Below are 14863 nucleotides of genomic sequence, written 5' to 3' on the forward strand. Positions count from 1 at the left end.
CCTCCATAGTTTTACTAGATTCGGGGTGCGCGCGATGAACCGCGCCTTACAGATTCCAGTCGAGTTTCACTTCGTGGCCCGTCCGCGACGATTCGTAGATCGCGTCCAGCACCAGATTGTTCGTAAAGCCCGTCAGCGCCGACGTGATCGGCTGCTTGCCCGTAATGATGCAGTCGAGGAAATGCCGGCTCAAGCGCAGCCGCTCGTGCTCGTCGTTCTCCGGCCGGGAAAGCTGCGTTTCCAAAGGCTTGTCGAACTTCTCCGTCAGCAGCTTCCCGGTCGCGCCGCGGTAGCTCGCGCCGCCCTCGGTGCCCATCAGGTGCACGAACGGCGTGTTGTCCGTATCCATATGAACCGCCCAGCTGACTTCGAGCGTAAGCGAGCTGCCGTCTTCCATCTTGATGAGCGCGGTCGCCAGATCCTCGACGTCGTAGACGCCGTTCCAATTCGGCTTGCCCCAGGTGCCGATGCCCTTGCGCTTCGGTCCGAATTCCGCGTACGCCGCGCCATAGACCGACACCGGCTTCGGATTGCCCATGAGATACAGCGCCAGGTCGAGCATATGCACGCCGATGTCGATCAGCGGGCCGCCGCCGGATTGATCCATGCGCGTGAACCACGTGCCCCAGCCCGGGATGCCCTTGCGGCGGTACCAGCCGGTCTTGGCCGTATAGATCCTGCCGAGCTCGCCGCGGTCGATCTGTTCCTTGATCTGCATCGGCACGGACTCCCAGCGCATCTGATGTCCGATCATGACGACCTTGTCGGTTGCCTCGCTTGCTTTCAAAATCTCCTTGGCCGCCGCCGCGTTGATGCCCATCGGCTTCTCCAGCAGCACGTGCTTGCCGGCTTCGATCGCCCGAACGGCCAGCTCCGCGTGGTACTGGTTCGGCACGCCGATGATGACCACGTCCACGTTCGGGCTTTGAATGAGCGCCTCCGGCGATTCCAGCACGGCCGGAATGCCGTATTCGACCGCCCGCTGCTCCGCCAAAGGCAAATAAAGATCCGTGATTGCCGTTATTTCGCAAACGTCGCGCAGCTGCGAGAACTGCGAAGCGTGAACGCTTCCAATATTGCCGGCGCCGATAATGCCGATCCGAATTGCCATCGCCTAGTTCCTCCCCGGATACCTTGCCTGCCTGATAACGCTAGTGTTCGATTCTATGATAAAGTAGTCTGTAGGAAAAAGCTTGTCTCATATTTCGATAAACGTCCCATTTCTTCGGAGGATCGCAATTGCCATGACCCATTTTCCGGATTATTTGAAAACGTATCCGAACGTCGACTCGGCGTTCCCTTTCCATATCGGCATTCATGCGCTGCAGCGCGGCTTCCGGGCGCATCGCCACGACTTTCTGGAGCTGTCGTACGTCATCGAAGGCCGGGGCTCCGAGGTCGTCAACAACGTCCGGCACGAGATGGTCCCGGGCACGTTCACGTTCGTGCAGCCGTATCAAGTGCACGAGCTGTTCACGGAACCGGGCAGCACGCTGCTCTTGTACAACTGCATGTTCAGCATGGATCTCCTGATGGACGCCGGCGGTCACGGCGACGGGCTGGCGGAGCTGATCGAGCCAAGCCCGCTTCCGCCGTATACGGCGTTTACCGGCGCCATCGCGGAACGCACGCGCTTCCTCATCGACGACATGATGCGCGAGTACGAAGGGAACGCTCCCTGGCGGCTTACGCTGCTGCAGGCCCGGCTGAAGGAGCTGCTCGTCTGCTTCGACCGCGAGCGGCGGAAGCATCAGCCGGCCGATGCGGCGATCGCGTCCTCCTCGAAGCCGGGCGCGTCCGTCTGGCCCATCATTCATCATATTCACCGCAATTACCAGGAAGACGTTACGCTGACGCAGCTATCGGACCGGTTCGGCATGAGCGCCTCGCGCATCAGCGAGGTGATCAAGGAGAAGACCGGGCAGACGTTCGTTCATTTCCTGCAGGATCTGCGGCTTCGGCATGCGAGCTCCCTGCTCGTCTCGACCGACTACAGCGTCGTCGAGGTCGCGCTCGAGGTCGGGTTCGGTTCGTACAAGACCTTCGCCAAGATCTTCCGCGAACGCAAGGGGATGGCGCCGCTGGCTTACCGCAAAGCCAAAAGACCCGTCTGACGAGAGACGGGTCCCGGGTTCGCAATCCGCTTAGACGCGATGCATCTTGCGGCCCTTCTCATCCTTGACCGCCTGCCAGAGTCGCCGCCATTCCTCGGCATCCCGCAGCACGCCGTCCGGCTCCGACGCGCTGCGCACGGGGAAGGAAGGCTGAAACGAACGGCCCGACGGCGCCCCCGTCTTGTGATAGCGCAGATCAATGGACCAGCGCACGATATCCGAGCGGTTGCCGATGCCCCTGTGCGGCGTGTATTTGTTCATGATGACGAGACCGCCCTTCGGACATTCCGCGAGCACCGGCTTCGCGTCCGGCAGCTTGTCGGGGTCGATCGTCGTGCCGCCCTCTGCCCTGTGGTTGATGTAGCCCTGCTTGAATACGCGCGGCATGACTTCCATGCAGCCCGTCTCCGCCGTCGCGTCCACGAGCGGCATCCAGAACGTGATGATCTCCGAAGCCTCGGAATCCGGCGACGTCACCGCGCAGTCTTGATGCCAAGGCACGTTTTGAAAATAATCCGGTTCATCCGCGGCGAGCTTCGACGGCACCTTCGCCCGCACATGCTGGATCGGGTTGCAGCTGAGCTCGCTCCCAAGCAGGCATTCCACGACGTCCAGCAGCTTGCCGTGCCCGAGCAGACTGAACATCGCTTCGCCCAGATAGGACTGGATGTCCAGCCCCTTGCCGATCTCCGGGCACTCCCCGTACAGACAAGCATAACGACGTTCGAACGGCTCCGCCTCGTAAAGCGCTTTCAGCTTTCCTTCCGCAAACAGCCTCCGCGCGCGGCCGTCGATCTCCCGCTCCAGCTCGTCGATGACCGGCTGCAGGTCCTTGCCGTCCAGCACGTCCGGTACGATGAGATACCCTTCCGTTTGATACGATATGATTTGCTCCAGCGATAACCGCATATCCGCATGCCTCCGTTTTTGAACGCTTCGATTGGTCTTCCTGCCATCTATGCTACCAGCAGGCCGGCCACCGTTGAAGGTACAAAATTCGCTTCGATGCGGACGATCTTATCCTCTTCGGTATTCGACGGGCGCGCGCCCGTGATGCCTGCGGAATAGACGCGCGAAATACGACGGATCCTCGTAGCCGAGCATGGCCGCGATCGTAAACACGGGGTAATCCGTGTACAGCAGCAGCTTCTCCGCTTCCGCCATCCGCAGCCGCTGCAAGTACGTCATCGGCGCCATGCCGGCGTGCGCCTTGAACGCGCGGCACAAATAATTCGGCGACCAGTGGACGAGCTCGGCCAGCTCCTCCAATCGGACGGGCTCGCCGAGGCGGGCGGTCATATGCCGCTTCAGCGTGTCGATCTCCTCGGCGACGCCGAGCCTGCCCGGCACGACGCCGTCCGCGGCGATCAATTGCCACAGCAGCTCCTCCGCGCGCAGCAGCAGGTCCATCGCCATGAGGGATCGATGCTCCGCCGTGAGGAAGCGGTTGGCGGGATCCAGCAGCCGGTTGAAGCCCTCCAGCAGCCACGGACGGAGCTGCGCAGGGACGGCGATAGGCTGCGCCCGAAGCATCCGCGGCACCGGAACGCCGCGCTTCTCCTCGAACCAATCGAAAAAATTGGCGCAGACGGGTCGCTCCTCCTCGTCGCGGACGAGAAAGGTGCATTCGAGATTATGCAGCGGGGTCCGTTCGTCCCCGTGGAACTGATGCCATTCATCCGGATTGACGATATACAATAATCCCGGCACCGCCCGGGTCATGCGTTCGTTCACGAGAAAGCGGCCTTCGCCGTCCGTGACGTACATCAGATGAAACACGGGATGCCGGTGGCGGACCGTCAGCATGCCGGCGCGGCCCTGCTGACGATCCGTCGTCACATGTTCCAAGCGCAAAAGCCGGCCGTTCATCAAAACGCGCAAACTCATGTCGGAAGCCTCCCGGTACGATGGCAAAATGGAACGTCTGCTACCATTTTACCAAGACAAGCGAACGCCGAAAAGACCGGGACCCTCCGTCCCGGCCTTTTCTTATATGAACGCCTCTTCTATGATCAATAGATTTGGCCGAGGCGGTTGCGGCCGTGCAGGATCGGCGCGCTGCCGTCCGCATTCTGTTCCTGCTTCTCCGCGATCGCGTGCAGACGCTCCGTCAGCTCCGCGAACCACTCCGAATCGCGCGTCGCCAGCGCAAGCTCGATGAAGTCCATGATCGGCTCTTCGTAATCCAGCACCTGAAGCGTCGGCTGTTCCTTGAGCCAATTGCTCAACACGGCGACCGTAGTGCCTACGGCGGCATCGTGATCCGATTGAACGACATAAACCGTCGCAATGTTCTGCCTTTCGTTCAGCGACGTTATGAATCCTTGAATAAGTTCCCCGTCTTTCGTTCTGCCTTGTACCCAATCACTAATCGCAAAGCCCATCGTCAGCACCACCTGTCTGCGGATTTTTGGAAGCTCCTTAACTGTAAGTGTATCAGTTACAGTATAGGGTGGAAAAGGGGACGATTCGCAAGGCTGCCTGCTAGCCGTCCCTTTTCTCTGTTACTGTAATTATATGAGTTACAGTTATTTATGTCAAGCAGCTTACTAAAATAAAGTAAATAACCGAGCCTGCAAGATATTGCGCCGCCGGCCCCTACACCGCCCGCTCGACGGCGACGCGTCCCGAGAAGAAGGTCGCTCCTTGTCCCATGTCCGCGACGCGGTCGGGCGTGAGCGCGTTTACGACGGCCTTGCGATCCGCGCCGTCCGCCCACAAGCCTTGGCTGACGACGACGCCGGGCAGCACGTCCTCCCCGACGGCGGCCGTCAGCTCGCATTCGCCGCGGCCGTTCCACACTTTCACCGCGTCGCCGTTCCGGATGCCAAGCCCTTCCGCATCGGCGGCGTTCATGTGCAGCTTCGGCATCTTCTCCATCGCCATATGCTTCTCGTTATGCGCGAAGGTGGAATTCAGGAAGCTGTGGTTGACCGTCGGTATGAAGAGAAACGGATACGGTCCGTCATCGGCGAGCGGCGTATAAGTCGGCATCGGCGGGAAGCCCTGGCGTTCCATCGCGACGGAATACAGCTCGATGCGTCCGCTCGGCGTCCGCAGTCGTCCCGGCAGCAGCGGCTGCACGTTCGCTTTGGCGAACTGCTTCTCCTGCAGCAGGCCGGCGGTAATGCCTTCCAGGTTCGGGTTGTTCGGATTGTTCAATGCGTGATCGATCATATCCAAGTCGCTGTCCCGCAGCGCCTCGTCCTCGTAGCCCATCGCCTCCGCGAGCAGGCGGAACACCTCGGTATTGGATTTGCTTTCGCCGTAGCGCGGGATGACCGGTTGTTGAATCTGCACGTAGTGGTGCCAGTAGGACGAATAGACGTCCGTGTTCTCGAAAGTCGAGGTAGCCGGGAGGACGATGTCGGCGTACTTGGCCGTCTCCGTCATGAAGAGCTCGTGGACGACGGTGAACAGATCCTCGCGGGCCAGCCCCTCCCTTACCTTGTCCGCATTCGGCGCAACCACGGCGGGATTGGCGTTATAGACGTACAGCGACCGGATCGGCTTCTCCTGCTCGTGCAGCGCGATGCCGAGCAGATTCATGTTGATCTTGCGCGGGCGCTTCAGTTCTCTCGGCTTTAGGTCCGGCCTCGCCAGCGCCCGCTGGTTGAGCGCCAGATGGCCGCCGTTGCCTTTGATCGCCCCGCCTCCCTTCTTCAGCCATTGTCCGGTCAAAGCCGGCAGGCAGGCGATCGCCCGGGTCGTCATGCCGCCGTTGTCGTGATGCTGCGGTCCGTTGCCGATCCGGATAAACGCGGACCCGTCGACGCCGCCGTACATGCGGGCCAGCTTCACGATATCCGACTCGGGCACGCCCGTGATCGCGGAGACGTGCGCCGGCGTGTAGGATTTCACATGCTCGCGCAGCTCCACGCTGCCGACCGTATACTGCTCCATGAACGCTTCGTCTACCAGCTCCTCGGCAAACAACACATGCATCAAGCCGAGGGCGAGCGCCGCGTCCGTTCCCGGAAGCACCGGAATAAACCAATCGCCCCACTTGGCGGTGCGGTTGCGGTGCACGTCGATGACGACGATCGTCGCGCCGTTCTTGCGCGCTTTCTCCGCGATCGCGACCTGGTGCATGTTCGTGCTGACCGCGTTGACGCCCCACATGACGATCAGCTTCGCATGGACGGTATCCTCCGGATCCGTCCCGTAGCTGCCGCCCATCGTGAAGCCGTACCCGACGGTGCCTGCCGCTTCGCAGATGGAATAGATCAGCTCGCTCGCGTTCATCCGGTTGAAGAACCGGCGGCCCATCCCTTCCGTATTGACCCGGCCCATGTTGCCGTAAAAGCTGTACGGCAAAATCGACTCCGGACCTTCTTCCGCGATCAGCGACTTCCAGCGGGACGTGATCGTCCCGATCGCTTCCTCCCAGCTGACGGGCTCGAATTGTCCGCTTCCCTTCGGACCGATCCGGCGAAGCGGATGCTTCAACCGCTTCTCGTCGTAGATTCTCGCGGTCATGTTGCGGACTTTATTGCAAATCGCTCCCTGCGTGACCGGGTGCGAGGGATCCCCTTCGATCTTGACGATGACGCCGTCCTGCTTATGGACCAGCAGGCCGCACTGGTCGGGACAATCCAGCGAGCATACCGATGGAAATACGCCGTTCTTCTGTTCTGCGTAGCCGCTCATGCCGCCACTCCTTTCCGTGCTTGCGATACCCTGATTATACTAGATTGCTCCGTCGGCGGCATCCTCGGGCATGCCGTCGTTATGCGAGCCTGCAAAAAAGCCTGCCGGACCCGGTAAAGGTCGGCAGACTCTTCGTATTACTCGCCTGTTTCCAAATAATGCACCTGCTGCGGCGTCAGCGCCAAATCGCCCGCCGCGCAGCTGTCGATGACGTAGGCCGGCTTCGATGCCCCGATGATCGGGAATACCGGGAACGGCTGGGACGTGAGGTAGGCCAGCGCGATCGCCGAACCGGTGGCGCCGAGCTCCGCGGCCAGCTCCTGCACGCGGTCTAGCCGGGCAAAGCTGATGTCGTTGAAATAATGCCGTTCGACCGCCGATGCGCTGCCTTCGCGCCCCGCTTCCCGCCCGCGCGCGTAGCGTCCGCCGAAGAAGCCGTTCGCCTGCGACGAGAACGGAATAACGGCCATCCCGGTTTCCTCGAAGTAATGCTTGTCCGCCTCGCTCATCGCGACGAGCGTCTTGTCCCCCAAGGACCCGGGGTTCAGCGATGCGAGATTCCAGAGCGGCTGGCTCGCCGCAAACGGCGCGAGGCCGTTACCTTCGGCGTAAGCCCGCGCTTGCTTGATCCGTTCGACCGTCCAGTTGGAACAGCCGATGCCGCGGATCTTGCCGGACTTGATCAGCTCGTCCAGCGTATCCATGATGCCTTCCACCGGGGCGGCCGGATCGTCGCGGTGAAGCCAGTAGAGGTCGATGTAGTCCATCTGCAGCTGGCGCAGGCTCCGGTCCACGTCCGCGATGAGGTCGTCCCTGCCGAGCCTTCCGATATGCATCGCGCTCAGCTCGGGATGACCGCCTTTGGTCGCGAGCACGAGCTTCTCGCGAATGCCGCGTTCCTTCAGCCATTTGCCCAACCGAATTTCCGTCAAGCTTCTGCCTTGGCTCAGCCAGTCGTCGTAGACGATTGCCGTGTCGAAGAAATTGCCGCCCTGTTCCACGTACAAGTCGAATAATCGAAAAGCGTCCTCTTCCGCCATGGTCCCGCCGAAGCCGGCTGTTCCCATGACGATGACTGCCGCGTTCAAATCCGTTCCCGGTATTGCGCTGTACCGCATATGCGATCCCTCCGTTTATCGATGGCTGCATTTCATGGTCGATGCAAGCTGCCGGTTCTGGTTGTCGCGGAACGGATAGGTTCGGCAAATGATTACGGCGTCGCGGAAACCGCGGTGCCTTCTTTCAGCGGCAGATGCGACACGTAGCTGTCCGCCAAATTCAGCAGATTCAATGCCCGTTCATACTGAGAATCCGTTGCCGGCGTCGTTGACGTCTCTCCCGGAAGCGGGAAGTTCGTTCCGTCCTCGAAGCCCTTGCCGGGCACGAACACGCTCTCGTCCGTGATGAACGACCCGGTCGGAAGGAAATGCCGCATCGGCAGCAAGTTGGAGCTCTCGTTGAACAAGTCCTGGCCGAAGTGAATCTGATTGGCAGTCGATACGCCGAGCAGATTCGCCACGGTCGGCAGAATGTCGATCTGGCCGCCCACGTCGTGCTGCACGGACGGATACGTCACGCCGGGCACGCTCAGAATGAGCGGAATGCGGAACATGTCGGGATAGCCGTAATCGTGGCCCAGCATATTCTTCAGCATGTCTTTCTCGTCGCCGCTCAGCGAGTATATCGGCAATCCTTGATGGTCACCATACATAACGACGATGCTGTCATCCCAGAGTCCCGTGTCCTTCAAGCCTTGAATGAAGGCGCCCAGCGCGTAGTCCGCGTAATTCTGCGCATGGATGTAATTGCCTACCAGCGTGCCTTCCATGTTTTCCGGCAGCGTCATTTTGTATTTCGATTCCGGAATTTTGTACGGATGATGCGCGCTCATGGAGATGACTTGGGCATAGAACGGTTTGTCCGCTTGATCCATCCGCTGAAGCTCCGGAATCGTCTTCGCGTATAGAATTTCGTCCGAAGCGCCGAATGCGATATGGTCATCGTCCCCGTAAAAATGCTGATCGTAATACTTATCCCAGCCGATCGAGGCGTAAAGCTCGTTGCGGTTCCAGAAATGGACCTCGTTCGTATGGAACGTCGCCGTGTCGTAGCCGTTCGCGTGCAGCAGCTTCGGCAGGCTCGGCAGCGCCTTCTCGACGTATTTGTCCGTCGCGGCTTCGTGATGCGGCACGTAGAGCGACGTATTCACGACGTACTCGGCGTCGGATGTCGTACCTTGGCCGGCCATCGTGTAGAAACGGTCGTAATGGAACGTTTCGTTCATCAGCTTGTTCAAATTCGGCGTGACTTCCTGCCCGTCGATCTTCAATCCGATGAGGAAATCCTGGAACGATTCCATCTGCAGAATGATCAAATTCTTGCCTTTGGCGGCGCCGAACAGCTTCGGAGCGGCCGGCGTTTGGAAGCCTTTCAGCTCGTCGATCTTGGATTGCGTGATATCGGACATGTCCACGACTTCCTGCTTCTCCGTCGAATCGGAGAGCAGCGTGTAGACCTCGTAATTGAGAATCCCCATGTCCTCGGCCTGCTTGTTCTCGTTCATGCTTGCCCGGTTCGGCCAAACGTTGAACACGCACAAAGCGAGCGAAGCGACGATCATCGCGTAGAGCGAGGCTCTGCGGCGCGGAAGCAGCCGTTTGTGCACCGAGCCCGGGTCGTACGAAGAGGCGTAACCGGTTTTCTTCTTCGGCCAGAAGTGGACGACGCCCAATACGACGATGTCGATAAAGAAGAGCAGGTAGTACGGATCGAGCAGCGAATACGTGCTCTCGCCGACCTTCGTTACTTTATCGGCCTGGTGAAGCGCGTGGTACGTGACGATGACCCCGTAATATTTGTAATAAATGACGACCGTGAAGTAGAGCAGCGTAATCAATAAATTCGAAACGAGATAATACACGACCTTGCGCTTGCGCGCAATCAGCTCGATACAGCAGAAAACGATCCAGATGAACGGAAGCTCCGTTACCAGCGTTTCCCAAGAAAACCCGATGTCGAATACCACGTACATGACCAGGCTTCCCTTAATCAACAACAACAGCGTAAACAGCAAAAAACGCCGACTTAACAATTTTGACCAAAACATCCTTTTCATCACCTTCATGCCATTGATGTGAAGCCTCCGCCGGCTGACTGCTTGCCGGAACGCTTCGAAATAACGACGAATGACCCGGACGAACGTCCGGCTGCGGCGAATGCAACAAATAAGAAGAAACGGCCGACGCCGCCCTTGCAGGCGGCGACGCGGTTTCTTCCCTAAAATACAGGCAAAGCCGAAGTGAAATTCATGCTTTCCTTATCGCTCATCCTGCATCCTTGCACAAATCCATCGATCAAGGATTTTCCGATGATGTTGCAGCCTTCCTTCATTTCGTCACGCCTGCCAAAGACTTAGCGTGAAATCGACCATTTCTTCCAGATACGCGGCGACATCGGGCTCGGAAACGACCGCGATGCCGATAATGGCGCTGTACGTGAACTGCATCCACATCGACATCAATTGCCGGGCCGCCAGCGTGAAGTTCATCGCGCGAATCTCGCCCTTGGCGTGCCTGCGCCTCAGGAAATCCGCGATCGACTCCACGCGCTCCGACATCATGACGGACAACTGCTTCGCTTCTTCCAAATCCAGCAAGTCGTTCTCGCGGAACAGGATGCGCATCAAATCGAGGTCATCCAAAAACAGCTCGTTGATCTTGCCCATGATGGCCAGCAGCGCCTCGCGCAACGGAAGATGTTCGATCGTTTCATTCGTCAACTGCTTGATTTCGTACACGCGATGCTCAAAACTTTCCCGCAGCAGGACAGACATGATCTCTTGCTTCCCGCCCGGAAAATAGTGGTAGAGAATGCCATCGCCTTTCTGGATTTGCCTTGTGATCGCACGAACCGGAGTGCCGTGATAGCCCATCTCAGCGAAAAGGTTTTTAGCGGTTTCCAGTAGCTTCTCTCTCGTAGCCGTTGCTTGTTCTTTTCGTGTGAGTTGCGCCATTCAAGTAACCTCCAGCTTTCGTTGAACGATCGTACAATGAGAAGTATAGTCCCGGCCCGCTCGTTCTGTCAATGAGAAGATCACCCTCATCGCAGGCCCGTTCCGCCGTCTACCGTAAGCACTTGGCCGGTCACTTGGCTGCTCAGCGACGACGCCATGAACAGCACGCTGTCCGCAATGTCCCCGCCCGTCTGGATGCGTCCCATCGGCAATCGCGCGGATACTTCGGCGAACATTTTGTCGGGGTCGACGCCGGTCGCGCGAAGCCTGGCCGTCTCGCCCTCCGAGGCAACCCAGCCGGGCTGGACGCAATTGACGCGAATGCCGTGCTTCGCGAACCCCTTGGCCAAATTCCGGGTCAAGGTCACGAGACCGCCCTTGGATACCGCGTACGCCATGGCGGCCGGATCACCGCTTCTGGCATGCGTCGAACCGATGTTGACGATGCTGCCGCCTCCCTGCTCGATCATCCGCGGCACGAACGCCTGGCACGTCATATAAGCGCTTTTCAAGTTAATGCCCATGATCCGCTCCCAGAACGCTTCGTCCGTGCCCATCAGATCGGCCCGGGGGAAGATGCCCGCATTGTTGACCAGGACGTGCACGCCGCCAAGCTTCGCCCGCACTTCCGCCGCCATTGCCTCGATCTGCCGAAAGTCGGATACGTCGCAGCGCATGAAATGCGCCTCGCCTCCGGCCTCCGCGAGCTGCCGCGCCAAATCGGCGCCTCCTTCGTCCACATCCGCGATCACGATCCGCGCGCCGTGCTGCGCGAACCGCTCCGCGATGGCCCGGCCGATTCCTTGCGCGCCGCCAGTCACGAGCATCGTCTTGCCGGATACGCCGAGGATGTCCGTCACCGGAAATTCACGTCCTTCCGCGCCGCTTCGTAGGCCATGCCCGGGATTTGGGTCGCGAGCTTGCCGCCGCTGACGTCGACCATCGTGCCGGTGATATACGAAGCAAGGTCCGAGGCCAGAAAGCAAATCAGGTTCGCGACATCGTCCTTGCTGCCCCAGCGGCGAAGCGTCAGCGTATCCAGCAGGCGGTTTTGCCGCTCATCGCTCAAGTCCGCGAAATGATTCATTTCCGTCAGGATCATGCCGGGCGAGTAGCAGTTGACGGTAACGTTCCACGGTCCCAGCTCCCCCGCCAGCACGCGGGTGAACTGCTTGACCGCGGCCTTGGACGAGGCGTAGGCGGCGCTTCCGTAAGCGGGCACGATCGCGGCGAAGGAAGCGGCGTTCAGGATGCGTCCCCCGTTCTGCGCTTTCATGATCGGAGCCACTGCCTTGCACATGAGGAACGTGCCCTTCAGATTGATGTCCATATTGAGGTCCCAGATCTCTTCGCCCAGCGATTCCACGACGCCGCCGCTCGCGACGCCGGCATTGTTGACCAGAATATCGATTCGGCCGAAGAGGCTCTGCACCTCCCGTACAACCTCTGTTACGCGATTGGCGTCCCGAACGTCGCATAAATATTGCGCGCTTGTAAATCCCTGCTCCGCGAACAGCTCGCCCGCCTCGTCCAGCATCTCCTGCCGGACGTCCAGCAAGGCCGTCTTGACGCCTTCCCGCGCCAACGTCAGCGCGATTTGCCGCCCGATACCTCTTCCCGCCCCGGTAATGATCGCCGTTTTTCCGTTTAAATCGATAATCATGAGACCGCCTCCTCGGATTGGCTTGACTCGGTTCCTTGCAAGAGCCGCCCGTTCATGGGCCGTCTCGCCCTTCCTGCGCTTGTAAAGGAATGCGCTTACATGGTACCATTCTGCTAACCGCCTTGGATTTACATTAAAATGACCGTTTTTTGGACTTTTCCGTAATTCTAACGTACGGTGGTGATCCGTTTGGAAGCTTCCCCTTTTGCCGTTCCAAGACCCTGCGCGTTGCGCGATCTATCGCCCGTCGTTCATTGGGCCCGGCATCATCTCCGGACGCCGACCTTTCATTGGAAGCGGCGGATCTACGATTTCGAGCTGCTTTTCGTCAAACACGGGGAGATCCTGGCCACGATCGGGAACGAAAGGCATTCGGCAAGAGCGGGGACGCTGCTCGTGCTTCCTCCTTGGACGCCGCATGCCGTCGTCATCCGGTCGGAGCCGCACGCGGAGCTGCTCGGGATTCATTTTGACTTTTTCGACGGGGCTTCCGCCAGTCACGACATCATCGTCGACGAGAGCCAGATCAACCCGTCGGCCTTCAGCGCCGTCCCCTATTCGCTCGATAAGCCGCTGCTCGCGAAGGTTCATTATCCCAACGTCTCGGCGCGGATCGTCTCCCTGCTCGAGGGCGTCATCCAGGAATGGCAGGAACGGCTGCCGGGTTACGACGCGGCCTGCAAGGCCATGCTGCTCCAGCTCTTCACCCTGCTCGTCCGGCCGGGCAGCGAATCCGCGAGACGACCGCACCCCAAATACGAACAGCCGCTCTTCGCGCTCGCGGATGAAATCCGGCGTCATTACAGCCGCAGATGGTCGAGCGCGGAGATGGCCAAATTCCTGCTCGTGCACGAGGATTACATGAGCCGGCAGTTCAAAGCCCTGATGGGCGTCGGGCCGAACAAGTTCGTCCAATCCGTGCGCCATCAGGAAGCCAAACGGCTGCTCCGCGAAACCGATCATACGATCGAACGGATATCCGCCGAGGTCGGCTACGAGGACTTTCATTATTTCAGCCGGATCTTCAAACGGTGGGAAGGAATGACCGCGCTGCAGTTCCGGAAGCTGACCCGCACGATCTAGCTCCGTACGGGCAGCATGGGACTGTCCGGACATCCGGCCATTCGCCACGATTCAGCGACAACTAACAAGACGCGGCGCGATCCGACCGGCATTGACGGTCGGTCGCGCCGCCCGTAGCGACAAAAGGCCTGCTTCGTATCGCGAAGCAGGCCTTTTGTCGAAAATGCAGGTCTGAAGAAGAAAAATCGGGTCTGAAGAAAAAAGCAGTTCCAAAAAAGAAAAACCAGCTAAATAAGACGACTTCTTATAGAAGAAACCGATTTTATAAAAAGCACGGAATCCCCCGCAGCCGTCTACGGAAAAATCGCGATCTACCAGGCGTTCGTCATCGTCACCGGCGCGATCGCGCCGCCATCGATGTCCATCCGGTCGATGCACAGCACGCGGCTGCCGGGATCCGTGTCGCCGATGATGCGGCGGTGATAGACGATCAGCCATTCGTCGCTCTCCGGCAAATGCAGGTAGCCGTGATGTCCCGGGCCTTCCGCGATCGGTTCTTGGCGCTGCAGTACCGTTCCCTTCGGCGCGAACGGGCCGAGCGGGCTGTCGCTAACGCCGTAATCGACGCTGTAGGTGCCGTTCGTCCAGCCGCCCTTGGACCACATGAAGTAGTATAAGCCGTCTTTCTTGACCATGCACGGTCCTTCCACGTAGCCCGCCGGCGTTATGCTGCGATGCAGATCGCCGTTCTCGAACGGAACGAAACCCGTCATGTCCTCGTTCATCTTGGCGACGTTGCAATGGCTCCAGCCGCCGTAATACAAATAGATCGTCCCGTCGTCGTCCTTGAACAGATGCGCGTCGATCGGCTGGGCGCCATGTATGAAGCGATCGATCAGCGGCTTGCCCGAATAACCGCGGAAAGGGCCTTCCGGCGTATCGGACACCGCGATTTCCAGCCCGCCGACCGCCTCGTCGTTCTGAATGTCGTTGGACGCGAACACGAGGTAGTAACGGCCTTTGCTCTCGATGATCGTCGGCGCCCACACGGCCCGCCAAATCCAAGGGAAATCTTCCATCGCGATGATGCTCTCGTGCTTCTCCCAGCTGACGAGATCGGCGGAACTGAAGGCATCCAAGTTCATTTGTTTCGTATACTCCGTGATAGATCGGGTCGCGTAGATCCAATGGCGGCCTTCATAGGTTCTCGCTTCGGGATCGGCATAAAAGCCGGGTACGATGGGATTGACGATGCCTCTCAACTTGGTATTCCTCCCAAAATCGGATTATTGTTCTCACCCGTGATTATACGAAGCCCGGGCGGAGCTTGTCCATGCCGATGTGATTGTGTCTTCGCAATGCCGCGCCATCATATAGAAGGAAAAGCCGAACGCAGCGCGC

General features: G+C 59.3%; 13 protein-coding genes. 2 read left to right on the top strand and 11 right to left on the bottom strand.

Annotated elements, in window-relative coordinates; all coding sequences use genetic code 11:
- Nucleotides 1-46: 46 nt before the first annotated feature.
- Complete coding sequence (locus tag AC50YL_RS03800) at nt 47-1111, bottom strand: Gfo/Idh/MocA family protein (protein ID WP_494829408.1); 1065 nt, start codon at nt 1109-1111, stop codon at nt 47-49.
- Between the two features lie 133 nt (nt 1112-1244).
- Between AC50YL_RS03800 and AC50YL_RS03805 the strand changes: the two genes are divergently transcribed.
- Nucleotides 1245-2114: a helix-turn-helix domain-containing protein gene (locus tag AC50YL_RS03805; RefSeq protein ID WP_494829409.1), complete on the top strand. Its 870-nt coding sequence runs from the start codon at nt 1245-1247 to the stop codon at nt 2112-2114.
- Nucleotides 2115-2144: 30 nt separating this feature from the next.
- On the opposite strand, the gene AC50YL_RS03810 is transcribed toward AC50YL_RS03805, so the two are convergent.
- The 9 genes from AC50YL_RS03810 to AC50YL_RS03850 form a co-directional block, all read right to left on the bottom strand.
- Nucleotides 2145-3023, bottom strand: a complete 879-nt coding sequence (locus AC50YL_RS03810; protein ID WP_494829411.1) for a phytanoyl-CoA dioxygenase family protein — start codon at nt 3021-3023, stop codon at nt 2145-2147.
- Nucleotides 3024-3131: 108 nt separating this feature from the next.
- Nucleotides 3132-4001, bottom strand: coding sequence for a helix-turn-helix transcriptional regulator (locus AC50YL_RS03815; protein WP_494829413.1), 870 nt, complete (start codon nt 3999-4001; stop codon nt 3132-3134).
- A gap of 125 nt (nt 4002-4126) precedes the next feature.
- The gene (locus AC50YL_RS03820) at nt 4127-4498 is read right to left on the bottom strand and encodes a hypothetical protein (protein WP_494829415.1); all 372 of its coding nucleotides are present in this window, start codon (nt 4496-4498) and stop codon (nt 4127-4129) included.
- A gap of 214 nt (nt 4499-4712) precedes the next feature.
- A complete protein-coding gene (locus AC50YL_RS03825; protein ID WP_494829417.1) occupies nt 4713-6764 on the bottom strand; it encodes a molybdopterin-containing oxidoreductase family protein in 2052 nt (683 codons plus the stop codon).
- Between the two features lie 137 nt (nt 6765-6901).
- Entirely contained in the window at nt 6902-7882 is a 981-nt protein-coding gene (locus AC50YL_RS03830) for an aldo/keto reductase (RefSeq protein ID WP_494829419.1), read from the bottom strand.
- Nucleotides 7883-7974: 92 nt separating this feature from the next.
- On the bottom strand, nt 7975-9888 hold the full coding sequence (locus tag AC50YL_RS03835; protein WP_494829421.1) for an LTA synthase family protein: 1914 nt from the start codon (nt 9886-9888) through the stop codon (nt 7975-7977).
- Nucleotides 9889-10158: 270 nt separating this feature from the next.
- Nucleotides 10159-10776 carry a TetR/AcrR family transcriptional regulator gene (locus tag AC50YL_RS03840; RefSeq protein WP_494829423.1) on the bottom strand — a complete coding sequence of 206 codons (618 nt, stop codon included), beginning with the start codon at nt 10774-10776 and terminating at the stop codon, nt 10159-10161.
- 86 nt (nt 10777-10862) lie between these two features.
- Entirely contained in the window at nt 10863-11636 is a 774-nt protein-coding gene (locus AC50YL_RS03845; protein WP_494829425.1) for an SDR family NAD(P)-dependent oxidoreductase, read from the bottom strand.
- Nucleotides 11633-12439, bottom strand: coding sequence for an SDR family NAD(P)-dependent oxidoreductase (locus tag AC50YL_RS03850; protein WP_494829427.1), 807 nt, complete (start codon nt 12437-12439; stop codon nt 11633-11635). Before AC50YL_RS03850 ends, AC50YL_RS03845 begins: the two co-directional genes overlap by 4 nt.
- 228 nt (nt 12440-12667) lie before the next feature.
- On the opposite strand from AC50YL_RS03850, the gene AC50YL_RS03855 reads away from it, so the two are divergent.
- The gene (locus AC50YL_RS03855) at nt 12668-13522 is read left to right on the top strand and encodes a helix-turn-helix transcriptional regulator (RefSeq protein WP_494829429.1); all 855 of its coding nucleotides are present in this window, start codon (nt 12668-12670) and stop codon (nt 13520-13522) included.
- Nucleotides 13523-13833: 311 nt separating this feature from the next.
- Here the strand turns inward: AC50YL_RS03855 and AC50YL_RS03860 are convergent, their stop codons facing one another.
- A complete protein-coding gene (locus AC50YL_RS03860; RefSeq protein ID WP_494829431.1) occupies nt 13834-14724 on the bottom strand; it encodes a glycoside hydrolase family 43 protein in 891 nt (296 codons plus the stop codon).
- Nucleotides 14725-14863 lie beyond the last annotated feature (139 nt).

The sequence above is a fragment of the Paenibacillus sp. J22P277 genome, from assembly GCF_059383675.1.

What these genes read in the sequence shown, in the direction of transcription:
- AC50YL_RS03800 (WP_494829408.1), bottom strand. Translation starts at nt 1,111, where the DNA reads ATGGCAATTCGGATCGGCATTATCGGCGCCGGCAATATTGGAAGCGTT.
- AC50YL_RS03805 (WP_494829409.1), top strand. Translation starts at nt 1,245, where the DNA reads ATGACCCATTTTCCGGATTATTTGAAAACGTATCCGAACGTCGACTCG.
- AC50YL_RS03810 (WP_494829411.1), bottom strand. Translation starts at nt 3,023, where the DNA reads ATGCGGTTATCGCTGGAGCAAATCATATCGTATCAAACGGAAGGGTAT.
- AC50YL_RS03815 (WP_494829413.1), bottom strand. Translation starts at nt 4,001, where the DNA reads ATGAGTTTGCGCGTTTTGATGAACGGCCGGCTTTTGCGCTTGGAACAT.
- AC50YL_RS03820 (WP_494829415.1), bottom strand. Translation starts at nt 4,498, where the DNA reads ATGGGCTTTGCGATTAGTGATTGGGTACAAGGCAGAACGAAAGACGGG.
- AC50YL_RS03825 (WP_494829417.1), bottom strand. Translation starts at nt 6,764, where the DNA reads ATGAGCGGCTACGCAGAACAGAAGAACGGCGTATTTCCATCGGTATGC.
- AC50YL_RS03830 (WP_494829419.1), bottom strand. Translation starts at nt 7,882, where the DNA reads ATGCGGTACAGCGCAATACCGGGAACGGATTTGAACGCGGCAGTCATC.
- AC50YL_RS03835 (WP_494829421.1), bottom strand. Translation starts at nt 9,888, where the DNA reads ATGAAGGTGATGAAAAGGATGTTTTGGTCAAAATTGTTAAGTCGGCGT.
- AC50YL_RS03840 (WP_494829423.1), bottom strand. Translation starts at nt 10,776, where the DNA reads ATGGCGCAACTCACACGAAAAGAACAAGCAACGGCTACGAGAGAGAAG.
- AC50YL_RS03850 (WP_494829427.1), bottom strand. Translation starts at nt 12,439, where the DNA reads ATGATTATCGATTTAAACGGAAAAACGGCGATCATTACCGGGGCGGGA.